Consider the following 17,168-nt stretch of genomic DNA (forward strand, 5'->3'; position numbering starts at 1 on the left):
GATGTCATTTGCATCCGAAACAAAAAAAGAGCTGACTAATCTGGAAGTGAAGGACTGCTGCACAAAAGCAGAGCTTTCTGCCCTCATCCGTATGAACGGTTCATTATCTTTTTCTAATCGAAAATTGATTTTAGATATACAGACAGAGAACGCAGCCATTGCAAGACGTATTTATACCCTTTTGAAAAAGAAATACGATGTGACCGTTGAGCTGCTCGTTCGTAAAAAAATGAGATTAAAAAAGAATAATGTGTATATTGTCAGACTGGTAGAACGAGCGAAAACCATTTTAGAGGACCTGAAGATATTAGGTGAACAATTTGTATTTGAACGCAACATTTCAGAAGAACTTGTGAAGAAAAGATGCTGCAAGCGTTCCTATATGAGAGGTGCTTTTTTAGCAGGAGGTTCTGTGAATAATCCAGAAACCTCTTCGTATCACCTTGAGATTTTTTCACTATACAAAGAACATAATGATGCCCTTTGTGAGCTCATGAATCAATTCCATCTTAACAGTAAAACACTTGAACGCAAAAAAGGATTTATCACATACATGAAGGAAGCGGAGAAAATTACGGAATTCTTAAGTGTTGTGGGTGCTCATAACTCATTGCTTCGTTTTGAAGACGTGCGCATCGTCCGAGATATGAGGAATTCTGTGAACCGGCTCGTCAATTGTGAAACAGCAAACTTGAATAAAACGATCGGTGCCTCACTGCGCCAGGTTGAAAATATTCAATTCATTGACGAAAAGATTGGACTAGACGCCCTGCCAGATAAGCTGCGTGAAATTGCGCAACTGCGTATTGACTACCAAGAAGTCACACTAAAGGAACTTGGCGAAATGGTGGAAAGCGGCAAGATCAGCAAATCAGGCATTAATCACCGTTTAAGAAAGCTAGATCAAATTGCAGAACAATTAAGAAACGGACAAGCTGTTACACTCAAATAGGGAAATAAAAAAGGGAGGCAGATCATATGGTGGAAAAAACGGTCACAATTCAGCTGAAAACGGGTTTGCAGGCACGTCCGGCTGCTTTGTTCGTTCAAGAAGCCAATCGTTTTGGTGCTGATATTTTTCTAGAGAAAGATGGGAAAAAGGTCAATGCGAAGAGTATTATGGGACTAATGAGTCTTGCGATCAGCTCTGGGGTCACCGTCAAACTAATAGCTGATGGAGCAGATGAACAAGAAGCCATCGATGCGTTAACGGATTTTATCAATCAAGAAAACTGAGTCTCTTTCAAGGGCTCAGTTTTTTTAGGAGGGAAAGTTGTGATTCAATCAGCCTTTTTACAGAAAATTGGATACGAAGCTGCGTCCATTACGTTTGATCAATTACCGGATTTACTAAGGAAGATGGCTTATACCTTTCCTTTTGAAAATAGATCTGTGGTGGGTAAACACGCCTATGCTTTGGATCAAGAAGGTTTGAAGCATCATCTTCTGGAAGGCAGCAGAGGTGGGCTTTGCTATGACCTCAATCCGCTCTTATATTATGTCTTAAAAGAGGCAGGTCTCGCCGTAAAGCTCGTTCAAGGGACCGTATATAACAAAGAAGCAGAGAAGTGGGCACTGGATGGGACGCATGTAGCCATCGTCCTTCAACATCACCATGAGTGCTACCTCATTGATGCAGGATTTGGTGTGAATTTACCCCTTCAGCCCGTCCCTTTTACAGGTGAATGGGTGGAAGCACCGTCCCTTCGTTTTCACGTGAACGCAGAGGAAACAGAAAAAGGAACCCATCTACTCCAATTGGATAGGGGAGCAGGTGCTGAAACAGGTTATGCTTTCACATTAAAAGAAGTCGGTGAAGATACACTTGTGCAATTGCGGCATGAGATTTATGAAAATGAAGCCTCTCCTTTTAACAAAAGGCTGCTTGCATCCAAACTGACACCAACAGGTCGTGTGATCGTGACAGAGGATCATGTCACGATACATGAACAGGACGAAGTATCGAAGAAACCACTCTCACAACCGTTTGAAGAGTACGTACAAAAACTGCTTCCGTAAACAGTATGAAAAAAGACAGCCCTTTTGACTTAGGGCTGTCTTTTTACAATGATTAACGAATCCTCGTAAATGTTGCATAGTGATCGGTTGTTTTATAAATGAGCCAGTCACTTGAGTATACTAGGCGGTCAGCATTACGGAAACCGGAGACGTAGTTGATGTCGGCTTCACGCCATGTACGGCCACTAGCGGATGGAAGGCGTCCCTCCCGATTAGAGAATACGTCTCCACCGATGCTTTTGCCCGGCGCGACTTCAGCTAAATTTCCTTTTGATGCCACCCATCCGAGGGCGCTCGCTTGTGATTTGGTGATGTAATTATCAGGTAGTCGTTTATAGCGGATTAAGTAATCTGCTACACCATCAAAGGTATTAATGACGGCAAGGGTACGAAGGTCTGGTGCAAGCTGTACGGAAGCAGTCTCATTTGTGGCTGTTGGTGTAAGTGGTGTTTCTGCATGGACTTGCTGCGGGATAAATCCAGAAAACAGAATGGCAGCAATCAGAGCGAACAGAGTAAAAATCGAACTTATTTTTTTCATCTTGATCCTCCTCAAAAGGAAATGGGATGCCGTCCTCTTGATGCTTGTCTACCTCATATTATAGCACCGGCATATGAAGAGAATGTAAAGAATCAGGAGATTGGAAAAAATGGGGCTTTTTGACCTACTGTCTCTAGATGACGTAAACAAAAAGACGCAGTTCCCTGCGCCTTTTTTCAATTAAGATGAGGCAAGCTCCTTCACAATATCAACAGGGGCTTTGCCATCAATTCCATGAAGCACATTATGAATGGCTCGTTTCAGCATAAGATCTCTTGTCGTTTCAGTAGCGGAACCGATATGCGGGGCAAGCGTGACATTGTCCATCTCTTTGAAAGGATGATCTTCCTGAAGCGGTTCTTGCTCATACACATCCAGACCAGCTCCTTTAATCCACCCTTCCTGCAGTGCTTGAATGAGGCTTTTCTCATCGACGGTTTTTCCGCGGGAGATGTTCACGAATAAAGCTGTCGGCTTCATTAATTTCAATTCCCGCTCTCCTATCATATGGTATGTCTCATCAGTCAGCGGTGTGATTAACACAATGATATCAGCTTGCTTCAGCAAGTCATCCAGTGCACAATATACAGCGCCGTAGGCCGATTCGGCTTTCTCGTTTCGGCTCCGGTTGTGATAGAGGACGTTCATATCAAAACCATGAGCGGCTCGTTTGGCTACTTGCTCACCGATTCGTCCCATCCCAATGATCCCAAGCGTTTGATGATGGACATCAATGCCGAATATATCTTCCTCTTGAACAAATTTTGTCCATTTTCCCTTGCGGATAAAACGATCAAGCTCGGCAATTCTCCTCGCAGAAGAGAGAATGAGCGAAAAGGCAAGATCAGCAACGGTATGATCGAGTGTATAAGGCGTGTGCGTACCAATCACGCCTCTTTGTCTCATGGCTTCTAGATCAAAATTGTCATAGCCGACTGAATTATTGCTCACCACCTTGAGTTGGGGGGCGTGATCTAATAAATCTTGATCAATTTTCGTACCAGATGTTAAAAGGCCATCAGCCTTATGCAGCTTCTCAAATAACAGATCTCTTGGGATCGGGTCCTTTGACTGCCATACCTCATATGTACAATGTTCCTTTAGCATGTCTTCAAAAGAGGCAGGTAAGGGTTTGGCGACAAAAATATGTGGTTTCATCATCAACTCGCTCCTTTCACATGGTCATCTTTCTCTTTTTATTATAAAGCAACCATTTTGGCAGTACACGTTTGAATATGAGCTGCTCAATATTTAATATACTGAAATAACGGAAAAGAAGAGATTTTTATAGTGAAAGAGTAAATGACATGGCCATCTGATGTCTTTTTACGATGTAGAAAAACGAGTGATTAGTAGATGAGTCATAGCGAGAGATAATCTGACAAACTGGAAAATAGATCGAGACTTTTTGATAGAAAATTTATTATATTTGCAGTGTATTAAACGGGATGGTCATTTTCTACTAAACCTTTTCATCGTCTTTTGGTGAAATGAGAGCTATCGTTTGTAAGCAAAAGCCGCATATCCCCTGTGCTGAAGCGGAACAAAGAGCAAAATAGAGAAAATGCTTACATATTCTCTCATCGTTTTCTCATTTTTTTCTTTTTTTTCTATCATTTTTCTTCTCTATGCTTGAGAACACACAAGGGAAAAGGAGGCCAGGTAAGGCGTTACAATCACTTAAAAAAGATAGGAGATGACAGGATGGGATCAACATTAGAACAGATTCTTCAGCACAATGCAGATTTTGTGAAAGAGAGACAGTATGAGCCTTTCAAGGCGGGAAAATTTCCTGAGAAGAAATTGGTTATATTAACTTGTATGGATACACGCCTGTTGGAATTATTACCGCAATCCATGGGGCTTCGTAATGGTGATGCGAAGATCATTAAAAATGCAGGAGCCATCGTCACACATCCATTTGGCAGTGTCATGCGGAGTATTTTACTAGCCATTTATGAGCTGAAAGCAGAGGAAGTATGCATTGTCGGCCATCATGAATGCGGAATGGCAGGCCTTGCGGCAGACCCTTTACTTGAAAAGGCAAAAGCACGGGGAATTGAGGAAAAGTGTTTGAGCATTGTGAAAAGCGCAGGTGTCGATTTAAAGGGCTGGCTGACAGGCTTTGATTCAGTGGAAGAGAGCGTATCCCAAAGTGTGAAATTAGTCAAAGAGCACCCGCTCATGCCAAGTGATGTAGCTGTTCATGGACTAGTGATTCATCCGGCAACAGGAAAGCTGGATGTCGTTATAAAAGATAAACAGATCGACCCACAGTATACCTAAATCATCTACACATACTTGAAGGAGGCCAACACATACCATGCGTTTTTATGGAAGATTTGAAGGTTATGATTCATCAAAGTTTAGACGCGATTTAATCGCTGGGCTTGTCGTGGGCGTTGTGGCAATTCCTTTAGGCATGGCTTTTGCCATTGCATCTGGTGTCGGACCAGAATACGGATTGTACACAGTCATCGTTGCCGGCATTTTGATTTCATTGTTTGGTGGTTCAAAGTATCAGATCGGCGGACCGACCGGGGCATTTGTTCCAATTTTATTCGGGATCGTCAGCCAGTACGGTATTGAAAACTTACTCATTGCTGGTTTTATGGCAGGCTGTATGCTTGTCTTATTCGGAATATTCAAACTAGGGAAGCTCATGAAATTTATTCCTCGTCCGGTTATCATCGGCTTTACTGCCGGCATTGCTGTCATTATTTTTTCAGGACAGATTGCCAACTTCCTCGGATTAAAGGGTGTTGAAAAGCATGAAAGCTTTTTCCTCAATATGAGAGAAATCGTGGTCCATCTCGGTACCGCAAACAGTCTCGCCATTCTCACAGCGATTGTTGGGCTCATCGTGATTTTGGCGGCACAAAAATACATTCCCAAAATACCTGGTGCTCTATTAGGTCTACTCGTTTCAACATTTATAGCTGTTCTCTTTTTTCAAGGACAAGTTGAAACCATCGGCTCTGCATATGGTGAAATCCCTCGTCAGCTGCCAACTTTCGCTTTTCCTGAATTAACGATTGAAAAAATAATTTATCTGCTGCCGCCGGCTATTGTCATTGCGCTTTTGGGCGGCGTGGAGTCGATCTTGTCAGCTATGGTTGCTGATAATATGAAAGGCTCAAAGCATGACAGCGACAAGGAGCTTGTCGGGCAAGGAATTGCCAATATGGCGGCACCGCTTTTCGGAGGGATCCCAGCGACTGGAGCGATTGCTCGTACGGCAACAAACATTAAAAATGGTGGAGCAAGCCCCATTTCAGGAGTTGTGCATGGTGTCGTCGTCTTGCTCATCTTAATGTTATTTGCACCATATGCATCGATGATTCCGCTTGCTGCCATGGCACCGATTTTGATGTTTGTGGCGTGGAATATGAGTGAGAAAAAAGAGTTTATCAATATTGTCAAAGTCAAAAATGCGGATTCCCTTGTGCTCGTCGTGACCTTCCTGCTGACGGTCATCGGTGATTTGATTATTGGCGTGACTGCAGGTCTCATTTTAGCGTTTATCGCCTTTATCAAAAAAATGAGCCAGACAACGAATATCCACACAAATGTCGCTGTTCCTCAAATCGACACGGCGGCTGCCTTAGAAAGGGAGACCGATCAGAAAGGGATTAGTATGTATTCGATTGAAGGGCCACTCTTTTTCGGTACAACCGATTCATTGGAAAATTCGATTTTGGATCATGTTCAGACAAAGCCGAAAACACTCATTTTGCTTATGAACAAAGTGAATTATATGGACACCTCAGCAGAAGCGGTTCTGATGAACATTTCCAATCGATTAAAGCATCACGATGGAAAATTGATGATTGTAGGGCTTCAATCACAGCCAAAAGAGCTTTTGCATCGTACCGGTCTTTTCCATCACATTGGAAAGCAGCATTTCTTTGAACGAACGGATGATATTTCACCACAGCAGCTATAAAAGGCTAAAAAAAGCACGTGACATGTCGGTCACGTGCTTTTTACCTGCTCTTTTTCACTAGAAAACCGTTGTGTGAGTTTCTGTTGATGGGAAGAGAAGATCTCTTCTACTGTTACATCATAGAGATCAGCTAGAACAAGTAGATTTCCTAAGACATCTCCCATTTCTTCAATAAGGTCCTTTCTTAACGCGGCGTCCTCCTGTGTTTTCTCATCAGGTCGATCGTGTCCAATTTCGACCGCCCTGACTGCGCGAGCGAGTTCACCTGTTTCTTCCATCAGGAAACCTAACCTGATAAACGGCCCGTATTCTGTCCAATTTCTCATTTTGTAGAAATCTTTGATCCATTTTTCCATTTCAGTTGTTTGCATTCTCTTTATACAGCTCCTTATATGGTGTTCACCTTCTGATTTTACACTATATATAGATGGAGCGGCTGTTTCTTTACAATGAATTATAGTAGAATGAGTGGGGGAAGAAATCATAGAGAGAGATGGAGCTGTTTTGATGAAAACGATTTGTGTGTTTGCTGGTTCGAATCCAGGTGTGAATGACCTCTACAAACAAAAAGCTGTCGAGCTAGGGGCTTATATGGCAGAGCAAGGAATCCGTCTTGTATACGGAGGCTCACGAATTGGCTTAATGGGCGCTATAGCGGATGAGGTATTAAAAAACGGCGGGCAAGTGATCGGAGTCATGCCAAAAGGGCTTTTTAGAGGAGAGGTTGTGCATCAAGAGCTCACTGAACTCATTGAAGTCAAAGGAATGCATGAACGAAAAGCGAAAATGAGCGAGCTGGCCGATGGGTTTATTGCCATGCCAGGTGGTTTTGGTACATATGAAGAATTATTTGAGGTGCTATGCTGGGCACAAATTGGCATCCATCAAAAGCCAATCGGATTGTATCAAGTGAATCAGTATTTCAAACCGCTCCTCGACATGGTGACGTTTAGTGTACAGGAAGGTTTTTCGAATGAATCACACCTTCAATTGCTGCATGCCTCTGGAGAACCAGAAGAATTGATTTCTCAGATGGCTTCCTATCAAACACCGTCTCTACAGCAGAAATGGACGGAGCTATCTTAAAACAAATGCATAACAAAAAACCGCCTGTTCAAAGAGCAGGCGGTTTGTTTTGTGATTATTTTTGTTCTTCTGTATTACGGGTCAAGACTTTGTCAATGAGTCCGTATTGAAGTGCTTCTTCCGCTGTTTTGAAGTTGTCACGATCTGTATCGCGCTCAATGACTTCAATTGGCTGACCAGTACGTTCAGCAAGTACTTGGTTCAGTTTATCGCGTAAAGAAAGGATTCGTTTTGCCGCAATTTCAATTTCTGTTGCTTGACCTTGCGCACCACCTAGTGGTTGGTGAATCATCACTTCACTATTTGGAAGGGCATAACGCTTACCTTTTTCACCAGCAGCAAGCAGGAACGCACCCATAGATGCAGCCATACCAATACAAATAGTTGATACCTTTGGTTTAATAAATTGCATCGTATCATAAATGGCCATACCAGCTGTGATCGAACCGCCAGGGCTGTTAATGTAGATAGAGATATCTTTTTCTGGATCCTCGGCTTCTAAGAAGAGAAGCTGTGATACGATGGAGTTGGCAACATTGTCATCGATCGCAGAACCAAGCATGATAATACGGTCTTTTAAAAGACGAGAATAAATGTCGTAAGCTCTTTCCCCACGATTTGTTTGCTCAATGACTGTAGGTATTAAATTCATAATGTTCCTCCTTCACCTTTTAGGTAAGTATGTAATTCAATGATACATTTTTGGTCAATAAAGGTCAAACAAAATGCTGACCTAAAATCAAATACCCCTATCCATTTTCCCCAAAACTCTTCCACTTCAAACCATCATATGAGTATATGTATGGGAATGAAGAAAATGCATCGACAGGGATAGCGATTAATCATTGCTTTCTTGCAGCATTTCCCTTATAATTTGATATGCTGACGTTCAAAAAACATATCGTGCGCTCGTAGCTCAGTTGGATAGAGCGGTGGTTTCCGGTACCACGTCTGCCGGGGGTTCGAATCCCTCCGAGCGCGTCTATAGGATCCGATGGATCATTTATGAAAGAACTTGAAAACCCTTTGAAATAAAGGGTTTTTTTGTTTTTTTATGAGTGGTATTGTGTGAGTAAATTGAGAGGAACTTCACTATTTATTAGAGAGTTCATTTTGTATCGAAAAACACAGATTAATATTGTTAAAAAGACAAATTTTCTTGATGATAGGCAATCAAGTCAACTTAATCTATTATTGGAGTATAAAGTCAGTTCATCAATATTCTCAAAGCTTGTTCAACGAAAAGGGCAGAATTCATTCATAAGGAGGCACTAATGAATTGTGAAAGTGTTTTACATCAAATTGAAGTAGCTGTTAAAACATTGATAAAAATAGTAAGGCAATTAGAAGAAACTGATTTACAAAAAAGACCAACACCTCATAAGCAGTCTATCGGAGAGTTGCTGGAACACATTGCGATCATTTGTGAAGCTGACTGGCGTATTGCAAATGAGGCGACCCAAGAAGAGATGGAAACATTTTATGCTAATGTATCATATAAAACTGTAAAGACGATAGAAAAAGGCTTAATGACTAATTTCCATTCATTAAAAAATCATTATATGAAATTATCGGACACAGAACTACTGTCTCGTACCACTTCCTATTGGGGTGTGACATATACAAGGTATGAATGGTTGTTAGAGATTTTAGCACATGTTTATCATCATAGGGGGCAAGTACACGCTATGCTTGTTCACTGTTACGATAAAGACCCTAAAATTTCTATGTTTGAATAACTGTCCTCAATTCAAATAACCATCCATCGTGTTGGTTCAAGTAATGTCAATTATACGTTCTTCGAGTTCATGCTCGACCTAGTTCACGATAGAACAAGGTCTCTCAAACCCTTCTCCATTAAGAGAGGGGTTTTTGTGTGGCGTTCACTTCTAAAACTTTACATCTATACCAAACTATTTATGTTATAATTAATAATCATTCTCAATTAAAGGTGGTTTCGTCAGTGAAAAAAATGATTTGGCTTATGAGTCTGCTGGCAGTATTGTTGGTGGCTTGCGGGCAGAAAGACAATAAAGAACAAGAATCAAATACTCGTACATATACAACTGAAACGGGTGAAAAGATCACCATTCCTGACAAGCCAAAGCGTATTGTTGTGTTAACAGCGCAGCTTGGAAATTTTAAAAAGTTAGGTGTGACACCTGTTGGCATGACAGATGTTTATCCTAAATCATCCTTTTTAGATGAAACAGGTGTGAAGAGGGTGCCGATAGAAAATGTGGAGGCAATCGCCAAACTGAAGCCTGATCTCATCATTGCTTATTCACAAAATGATCAAGTTGAGAAATATAAAAAGATCGCAAAAACAATTACTTTCACAACAAGTGAGCATAGCTTCAAAGAGATGCATATTGAAATCGGAAAGATTCTTGGAAAAGAATCGTTAGCGAAAAAACAAATACAAGAAATGGACGAGCAACTGAAAAAAGACGGCAAAGAGGTCAAAGCAAAAATTGGTGAAGACAAGACGTTCTCCATTATGGATGTGCAGCCTAAGCAGGTATACTTATTTGGTACAGACTTTGGCCGCGGTGGGGAGGTCATCTATCAAGGGTATGGATTTAGCCTGCCTGAAAAAGCGGATAAGGCTCTTCCGAAAGAAGGGTATCTCGGTATTTCATTAGAAGAGATGAATGAGTATACAGGTGACTATTTACTTGTACCAACAAAGGATGGAAAAGCACCTAATCTAGATATCACAGGTAGCGGTGTATGGAAGAAGAATAAAGCAGTGAAACAAGGACATGTTTTATCCTATTCAATCAAAGAATTTATCTATGCTGATCCAATCTCAATTGAAAAACAGTCTGCTGCGTTTAAACAAATGCTGCTCAAAAATTAATAGAAAAAAGACAAAGCACTTAAACAGGAGGCTTTGTCTTTTTTTCTGCTATCCTCTTAAAATACTAGCCATAAGTCTCATTTATCCCCTTTTCAGGCGTATTTGTTGAGCCCGATCACTGTATAAGATTAACATGGTAGAGAATTGACAATAAGGAGAGGATTCTTGTGGCGAAGGTTTTAATGATTACGTTCCCAGCTGAAGGACATGTGAACCCAATGTTAGGAATGATAAGAGCATTTGTTGATCGAGGTGATGAAGTGCATGTGGTCACAACTGAACATTATCAAAAGCGGATCAAACGCTTAGGCGCTCACGTACATATACATCCAGATTATATTCGCACATTAAGTGTCGAAGAAAGCGATTTAGAGTCCATGCAGCCATTTTTCCATGCCATGCTGCAAACGTCATTAGACATTTTAGAAGTGGTGGAAACTCTTTCTCAACAGCATTCATTTGATTTGGTCTATTTTGATATGTTTGGAGCAGGTGAGCTTGTGCGGGATTACTTACAAATTCCAGGCATTGGTTCGAATCCTTCTTTTGTGCTGCAGGAGGCGCATTTTGATACACCTTTATACAGAAAAGATGAGAAGGCGGCTCATCTGTTAGAAGAAATACATGAACGTTTTGGCGTTCAGCCAACACATTTGATGCAATTCATGAAAAACCGCGGAGAACTGAATATGGTGTATACAAGTGAATATTTTCAGCCGTCTGTTGATGCATTGGATGATTCGTTTGTCTTCATTGGACCGAGCTTTCTAAAACGTGCTGACCAGCATGATTTCCCGTTAGAAGCGCTTGAGCGAGAGAAGGTCGTCTTTATTTCAATGGGAACGGTTCTTGGAGATACTGAAGCATTCTTTAATATGTGTATTGATGCTTTTGCCGACTTTGATGGAAAAGTGATTCTCGCAACTGGTGAAAAAATCGACATGTCTCTCCTAAAAGAAGCGCCATCTCATTTTCTTATCGAGCCTTATGTGCCGCAGCTTGAAGTCCTTGAACTGACAGATGTGTTTGTGACCCACGGCGGGATGAACAGTGTCAATGAAGGTATTCATTATCATGTTCCAATGGTTGTCATCCCGGTTGACAAAGATCAGCCGATGGTGGCAAAAAGACTGACTGATCTCTCTGCTGCTCGTGCACTCGATAAAGACCAGCTGACAGCAAAACAGCTGAGAGATACTGTAGAGAGTGTACTCGGAAGTGACACATATCGTGCTGGGATTGAAAAGATTGAAGAAAGTTTCCAAACAGCAGGTGGAACAGAAAAAGCATTACGTGTCATTGATCAGTTTATGCAAGCGAAACAGACTCAATCATGAGTCTGTTTTTTCGGTGAAAAAAGCCATTGTATTTCCCAGATCTGTATGCTAATATTCAATTCGTAATCATTTCGATTAATAATCGTAATGATTACGATAAAATGAACATTTGGGGGAAGTACATATGAATCATCAACCTGATTACATAAAGAAAAAGGACGAGAAAAAGCAGTCCTTTGTGACATATACCTTGATGCTGTTTTCAGTCATGGCTTGTTTTCTATTGGCATCTTGTTCTGAAAATAAGACCTCTTCCAGTTTAAGTGGAAGAGAAGATGATGAACTGGTGTATGCAAGTACAAAAGATATAAGAGACATTAATCCCCATCTATATGGCGGGGAGATGGCCGCTCAAAATATGGTGTTTGAATCGCTTGTTGTGAATACGGAAAAAGGCATTCAACCTGCCCTGGCCCAAAGCTGGGATATTTCTAAAGATGGAAAAACCTACACATTTCATCTTCGAGAAAACGTGACTTTTTCAGATGGTGAGCCATTTAATGCGAAGGCTGTCAAAATGAATATTGATGCAGTTGTCAAAAATATTGAAAAAAATGCTTGGCTCAATCTCGTGTCAGAAATTAAATCCACAAAGGCTGTAGATGAACATACTTTTGTTCTCACATTGAAGGAGCCCTATTATCCAACATTAGAAGAACTTGGTTTAACACGTCCATTCCGTTTTATTTCTCCCAAAAGCTTTATTGATGGCACCACATCAAAAGGCGTAAAAGGTTATGCAGGTACAGGTCCTTATGTGTTAAAGGAACATAAGAAAAATCAATATGCCATTTTTGAAGTGAATCATCACTATTGGGGAAAGAATCCAAAGATTTCAACGGTGAAATGGAAGGTCATGCCAGATCATCAAACCATTTTACTCGCTCTTCAAAAAGGGGAGGTTGATCTCTTATTTGGAGCAGATGGTGACATGATTGATGGAGATTCATTTCAGGCTTTAAAAGAAGCTGGTCAATATGGTGTGACTGTGAGTCCTCCTGTTGGTTCAAGATCTATTGTAATCAACTCCAATCAACCAATAACACAAGATCCAAAAGTAAGAGAAGCATTTCAATATGCCATTCAAAAAGAGATGATTACAGAAGGGATTTTAAATGGAACTGAACAGGTGGCACATACACTGCTCGCCCCATCAGTCCCTTACGCAAATATTCCGCTTAAAAAGAAAACCTATCAAAAAAAGAAAGCAGAGGCATTATTAGATGAGGCAGGCTGGAAGCTAAAAGAAGACGGCTATCGCTATCAAGAAGACAAGCCGCTCAGCGTGACCATTTATTATAATTCGGATAATGCAGGTGAAAGAACGATTAGTGAATCGATTCAGCAGGACTTCAAGCAGGTTGGAATCAAGCTTGATATTAGAGGTGAAGAAAAACAGGCATTTTTAGATCGTCAAAAAACAGGAAAGTTTGATCTTATGTACTCTCTATCTTGGGGACTTCCTTATGACCCTCAAACATACGTCTCTTCATTTCGTGTTGCATCCCATGCTGATTATCAAGCTCAGTTAGGATTGAAAAAGAAAAAGTGGCTGGATGAGACCATTACGAAAGTATTGGTGGAGCCGGATGAGCAAAAGAGGGCACAAATGTACCGAGATATTTTGACGTATATTCATGATGAAAATGTGTATATCCCTATTTCCTATTCTGTGACAAAGGCCGTTTATAATAAGCGCCTCAAAGGTGTAGATTTTCATGTATCTCAGTATGAAATTCCCTTTGATCGAATGTATTTTTCGTCATAAATCGGAGGCTGAGACATGACACGCTATATCATAAAACGATTATTGCTTCTTTTGCCGCTCATTGTATTCATTACGTTTTTTGCGTTTGTGCTACTTGCGATGCGTGCGAGTGATCCAGCTGAGGTCGCTTTACGTGTGAACCAAGTAACCCCAACGGAAGAGATGATTGAATCTATGCGTCAAGAGCTAGGCTTAGATCAACCGTTTTTCATACGCTATGTCACATGGCTTAAAGACGGATTAACAGGTGATTTTGGCAGTAGTTATGTCACACATGAGCCTGTACTTGACCTGATGATGGAGGCACTTCCTGCGACTTTACAGCTTGCAGGGATGTCCCTTTTGTTTATTATTGTGCTGAGTTTGTTATTCGGAATGGTGTGTGCATATGCGGCACATACATGGTTGGATCGAATCGTGAGAGCATTTGTGTTTATTGCAGCTTCCATGCCTAGTTTTTGGTTGGGCATTTTGTTTATCTGGCTTTTTTCAGTCAAATTTAACTGGGTCAACACGAGTGGAATGGAAGGATTTAAATCGATTCTTTTGCCAGCGATGACTTTATCACTTGGCTACTTATCGACCTATGTGAGACTCATTCGAAATCAAATCCTAAAGTTTCAGCACGAGCCCTTTGTTTTTTATGCAAGAGCTCGTGGTTTAAAGGAACGAACCATTCAATTGAAGGTGATGAGACATGCCCTTCAACTAGCGGTAACAGCACTCGGTATGTCAATACCAAAGCTCATTGCAGGAACCGTTATTATTGAAAATCTCTTTGCTTGGCCAGGGGTTGGCCGTTTGTGTGTAACAGCTATTTTTCACGCCGATTTCCCTATTATTCAAGCCTATTTGTTTGTGATGGGATGCCTGTTCGTTGTGTGCAACCTTGTTGCTGATGTCATACAAATGATCATGAACCCGCAGTTAAGAAAGGAGGTCTAAAAAATTTGATCGTATGGAATCAATTAAGAAAAGATCGAATGGCTATTCTGTCTATCTGGCTTTTGGTACTTGTCACATTAGCTGGGCTGTTTGCACCGTTTCTATCTCCGCATGACCCAACTGACACGAACATTCTTCAAAAATATGCTGGTGTGAGTCTAACATATCCCCTCGGAACCGATCAGCTGGGGAGATGCGTATTGTCCCGGCTCTTATATGGTATTCGGACAACGATGCTTGCTGCCGTGCTGACAATGTGTATCACGATGCTCATTGGCACGATACTTGGACTCGTAGCTGGCTTTTTTAGAGGGAAAGTTGATGAAGTGTTGATGAGAATATGTGATGTCATGCTGTCATTTCCAGCAGAGGTGATGATTTTGGCTGTTGTGGGCATTATGGGACCTGGGCTTTTCAATATTATTTTGGCCAATGTCCTTGCAAAATGGGCTTGGTATACAAGGATGATTCGTTCGTCAGTCCTGCAATATACGAATGAACCATCTGTTCAGTTTGCGAAAGTATCTGGAGGTTCACCTTTTTATATCCTTCGAAAACATCTATTTCCTCGCATCTCAGGAGAGATAGCTGTCTTTGCTACACTTGACGCAGGCTGGGTCATTTTAAATATTTCTGCTCTGTCTTTTCTTGGATTAGGTGTGAGTGCACCTACACCGGAATGGGGCATGATGCTCAACGAGGCGAAGAATGTCATGGTGACGCACCCGGCTCATATGCTCCCGCCTGGACTTGCGATCTTATTTGTGGTCATGGCACTGAATTTTTTAGGAGACAGTCTTCAGCAGGTCATGAACCCTGCCATGCATCTTAGCAACAAAAAAAGGGGGAGACGATTTGCCTTTCATCGAGATAAAAAACCTGTCCGTACATGATCCGATTCAACAAAAGGATTTGGCGGCAAATATCACGTTTACATTACATAGACAACGTTGTTTAGGCGTTATTGGAGAAAGTGGAAGCGGAAAATCAACCGTTGCAAAAGCATTAATTGGCCTTATCCCTCCTTCGCTAGAGATGATTGGGACCATTTTGTTTGACGGTGAAAAATTGACAAGTCAGACTTCACAGCAGTGGAGAGGAAAGCGAATTGGCTACATTCCACAAGATGCTATGAATGCGTTCAATCCAATTGAAACAATTGGTCATCAAATACTTGAAACGTTCCAGCGGCATTTGGGCTTACGTGGCAAAGAAGGAACAGCACATGCGATTACTGGGCTAGAACGTGTCCATTTAAACAATTCGCATATGTTAATGAAAAAATATCCTCATGAGCTGTCGGGAGGGATGCTTCAACGTGTCATGATTGCCATTACGATCATGCTTTCTCCTGACGTGATCATTGCCGATGAGCCTACAGCATCATTAGATGCATATAACCGGCGTGAAGTCATCACGCAATTACAGACGCTGAAAGAAGAAACAGGAGCTGCCTTGATCATCATTTCGCATGATTTAGGCGTCGTTCAGGCAATCGCTGATGAATTGTTGGTGATGCACCAAGGGGAGATGCTTGAGCATCGTCATGCAAAAGAGATATTTACATCACCTGAGCATCCTCAAACGAGGCATTTACTAGAAACGAGGCTTCGCTTATCGGCACCCCTTGAAGCACTGAGGCAGCAGAAGAGAGTGAGGGCATTCCCATGCTGATCACAGCAAATCAACTACTTAAACATGGAGAAGATAAAGGGCGCTTTTTTCATAAAGAGGAATCCATAGCACGCATAGCTCAGGTTTCATTTCAGATTGGAGAGGGTGAATGTGTCGGGTTAGTCGGTGAGAGCGGCAGTGGTAAAAGTACAATAGCACGTACGCTGCTTGGTTTAGAAACATTAGACGGCGGAGAGATAAAGATAGGTGGATGGCCAGCTCATACATGGCGTAAGATGAACCGGGGGGGAATGAGTGTTGTTTTTCAGGATTATCTATCTTCTGTCCATCCTTCCTTTACAGTGAAAGAGATCATAGCAGAACCCATGCAAATAATAAAGCGAAACATGGATGTGAACCAAAAAGTGTTGTCCCTGCTCAAGCAAGTAAGACTTCCATCGTCTTTGCTAAATCAATATGCTCATCAGCTAAGCGGCGGTCAGCTCCAGCGTGTATGCATAGCAAGAGCCATATCGACGAATCCAGCCATTCTCATCTTAGATGAAGTCCTTAGCTCACTTGACGTTTCTGTCCAAGTTCAAATATTGGAGCTTCTTGAGACATTAAAGCAAGAGTTAGATATGACCATTCTCATGATTACCCATGATCTAGAGGCAGCCGTTTTTTTATGTGATCGACTTCTTTTTTTACATGAGGGAAAACTTGTGGAAGAATGTAAAAGTGACCAGCTGTTTGAAGCGACTCATCCATTTACGCTCAAGCTAATAGACTCACTCATGCCTTTTCAACTTGACAAAAAATAACCAATCTTTTATCGTATACGTAACAAACGACGGAAGGGTGACCCAATGCAATGAAGTACTAATCCTATGACCTGTAAGCAAAATGAAAGAACGAAGGCAGTGAGCAAACGATATGTGTTGCTATGTTTGCTGCGTTTTCATTTTTTAGCTTCGGAATAGGATGGTACAGCTTGGGAATCAAAGATTGAAGTGATGGATACGGGGGAGATGTGTGCTCATTTGATG

17 protein-coding genes, 1 tRNA gene and 1 pseudogene are annotated in these 17,168 nt (G+C 41.5%); 15 read left to right on the forward strand and 4 right to left on the reverse strand.

From position 1 onward, the window contains the following. The first annotated feature begins 1 nt into the window (after position 1). The 3 genes from whiA to ACTJJQ_RS07360 are packed head-to-tail and all read left to right on the forward strand — an operon-like array spanning position 2 to position 2,019. Positions 2 to 952: a DNA-binding protein WhiA gene (gene whiA, locus ACTJJQ_RS07350; protein WP_008348125.1), complete on the forward strand. Its 951-nt coding sequence runs from the start codon at positions 2 to 4 to the stop codon at positions 950 to 952. A 26-nt stretch (positions 953 to 978) separates the two neighbouring features. Further along, the gene (locus ACTJJQ_RS07355; protein ID WP_008348124.1) at positions 979 to 1,236 is read left to right on the forward strand and encodes an HPr family phosphocarrier protein; all 258 of its coding nucleotides are present in this window, start codon (positions 979 to 981) and stop codon (positions 1,234 to 1,236) included. Positions 1,237 to 1,275: 39 nt separating this feature from the next. Then, complete coding sequence (locus ACTJJQ_RS07360; protein ID WP_046527626.1) at positions 1,276 to 2,019, forward strand: arylamine N-acetyltransferase family protein; 744 nt, start codon at positions 1,276 to 1,278, stop codon at positions 2,017 to 2,019. 52 nt (positions 2,020 to 2,071) lie between these two features. Here ACTJJQ_RS07360 and ACTJJQ_RS07365 read toward each other — a convergent pair. Together ACTJJQ_RS07365 and ACTJJQ_RS07370 are read right to left on the reverse strand one after the other, a co-directional pair. Beyond that, positions 2,072 to 2,398, reverse strand: a pseudogene (locus tag ACTJJQ_RS07365) (ribonuclease); the annotation flags it as partial. 342 nt (positions 2,399 to 2,740) lie between these two features. Continuing rightward, positions 2,741 to 3,718 carry a 2-hydroxyacid dehydrogenase gene (locus ACTJJQ_RS07370; RefSeq protein WP_440600078.1) on the reverse strand — a complete coding sequence of 326 codons (978 nt, stop codon included), beginning with the start codon at positions 3,716 to 3,718 and terminating at the stop codon, positions 2,741 to 2,743. Between the two features lie 546 nt (positions 3,719 to 4,264). On the opposite strand from ACTJJQ_RS07370, the gene ACTJJQ_RS07375 reads away from it, so the two are divergent. Both ACTJJQ_RS07375 and ACTJJQ_RS07380 read left to right on the forward strand, forming a co-directional pair. Then, on the forward strand, positions 4,265 to 4,846 hold the full coding sequence (locus ACTJJQ_RS07375; RefSeq protein WP_025208023.1) for a beta-class carbonic anhydrase: 582 nt from the start codon (positions 4,265 to 4,267) through the stop codon (positions 4,844 to 4,846). Between the two features lie 37 nt (positions 4,847 to 4,883). Further along, positions 4,884 to 6,506, forward strand: coding sequence for a SulP family inorganic anion transporter (locus tag ACTJJQ_RS07380; RefSeq protein ID WP_440600079.1), 1,623 nt, complete (start codon positions 4,884 to 4,886; stop codon positions 6,504 to 6,506). 29 nt (positions 6,507 to 6,535) lie between these two features. On the opposite strand, the gene ACTJJQ_RS07385 is transcribed toward ACTJJQ_RS07380, so the two are convergent. Next, complete coding sequence (locus ACTJJQ_RS07385) at positions 6,536 to 6,877, reverse strand: MazG-like family protein (protein ID WP_265153795.1); 342 nt, start codon at positions 6,875 to 6,877, stop codon at positions 6,536 to 6,538. A gap of 136 nt (positions 6,878 to 7,013) precedes the next feature. Here ACTJJQ_RS07385 and ACTJJQ_RS07390 point away from each other — a divergent pair, with 136 nt between their 5' ends. Continuing rightward, positions 7,014 to 7,592 carry a TIGR00730 family Rossman fold protein gene (locus ACTJJQ_RS07390; protein WP_440600080.1) on the forward strand — a complete coding sequence of 193 codons (579 nt, stop codon included), beginning with the start codon at positions 7,014 to 7,016 and terminating at the stop codon, positions 7,590 to 7,592. A gap of 55 nt (positions 7,593 to 7,647) precedes the next feature. On the opposite strand, the gene clpP is transcribed toward ACTJJQ_RS07390, so the two are convergent. Then, positions 7,648 to 8,244 (reverse strand): ATP-dependent Clp endopeptidase proteolytic subunit ClpP, encoded by a 597-nt coding sequence (clpP, locus tag ACTJJQ_RS07395; protein WP_007500118.1) that lies wholly within the window; start codon positions 8,242 to 8,244, stop codon positions 7,648 to 7,650. A gap of 253 nt (positions 8,245 to 8,497) precedes the next feature. Between clpP and ACTJJQ_RS07400 the strand changes: the two genes are divergently transcribed. The 9 genes from ACTJJQ_RS07400 (at position 8,498) to ACTJJQ_RS07440 (ending at position 16,943) form a co-directional block, all read left to right on the forward strand. After that, positions 8,498 to 8,573: transfer RNA gene (locus ACTJJQ_RS07400), tRNA-Arg, on the forward strand. A gap of 293 nt (positions 8,574 to 8,866) precedes the next feature. Continuing rightward, on the forward strand, positions 8,867 to 9,331 hold the full coding sequence (locus tag ACTJJQ_RS07405; RefSeq protein ID WP_440600081.1) for a DinB family protein: 465 nt from the start codon (positions 8,867 to 8,869) through the stop codon (positions 9,329 to 9,331). A gap of 233 nt (positions 9,332 to 9,564) precedes the next feature. Next, complete coding sequence (locus ACTJJQ_RS07410) at positions 9,565 to 10,455, forward strand: ABC transporter substrate-binding protein (protein ID WP_034657816.1); 891 nt, start codon at positions 9,565 to 9,567, stop codon at positions 10,453 to 10,455. A 167-nt stretch (positions 10,456 to 10,622) separates the two neighbouring features. Continuing rightward, positions 10,623 to 11,792 carry a macrolide family glycosyltransferase gene (locus ACTJJQ_RS07415; protein ID WP_129547833.1) on the forward strand — a complete coding sequence of 390 codons (1,170 nt, stop codon included), beginning with the start codon at positions 10,623 to 10,625 and terminating at the stop codon, positions 11,790 to 11,792. Between the two features lie 124 nt (positions 11,793 to 11,916). Next, on the forward strand, positions 11,917 to 13,560 hold the full coding sequence (nikA, locus tag ACTJJQ_RS07420; RefSeq protein WP_113746955.1) for a nickel ABC transporter substrate-binding protein: 1,644 nt from the start codon (positions 11,917 to 11,919) through the stop codon (positions 13,558 to 13,560). A gap of 15 nt (positions 13,561 to 13,575) precedes the next feature. Then, a complete protein-coding gene (opp1B, locus tag ACTJJQ_RS07425) occupies positions 13,576 to 14,505 on the forward strand; it encodes a nickel/cobalt ABC transporter permease (RefSeq protein ID WP_008347783.1) in 930 nt (309 codons plus the stop codon). A gap of 5 nt (positions 14,506 to 14,510) precedes the next feature. Next, positions 14,511 to 15,398: a nickel/cobalt ABC transporter permease gene (gene opp1C, locus ACTJJQ_RS07430; RefSeq protein WP_008347781.1), complete on the forward strand. Its 888-nt coding sequence runs from the start codon at positions 14,511 to 14,513 to the stop codon at positions 15,396 to 15,398. Further along, positions 15,361 to 16,179 carry an ABC transporter ATP-binding protein gene (locus tag ACTJJQ_RS07435; RefSeq protein WP_008347779.1) on the forward strand — a complete coding sequence of 273 codons (819 nt, stop codon included), beginning with the start codon at positions 15,361 to 15,363 and terminating at the stop codon, positions 16,177 to 16,179. Before opp1C ends, ACTJJQ_RS07435 begins: the two co-directional genes overlap by 38 nt. Beyond that, complete coding sequence (locus ACTJJQ_RS07440) at positions 16,173 to 16,943, forward strand: ABC transporter ATP-binding protein (protein WP_008347777.1); 771 nt, start codon at positions 16,173 to 16,175, stop codon at positions 16,941 to 16,943. The genes ACTJJQ_RS07435 and ACTJJQ_RS07440 overlap by 7 nt, the downstream gene beginning before the upstream one ends. Positions 16,944 to 17,168 lie beyond the last annotated feature (225 nt).

Origin of the sequence: Bacillus sp. 22483, assembly GCF_052044605.1 — a bacterium.
GTDB lineage: Bacteria > Bacillota > Bacilli > Bacillales > Bacillaceae > Bacillus > Bacillus altitudinis.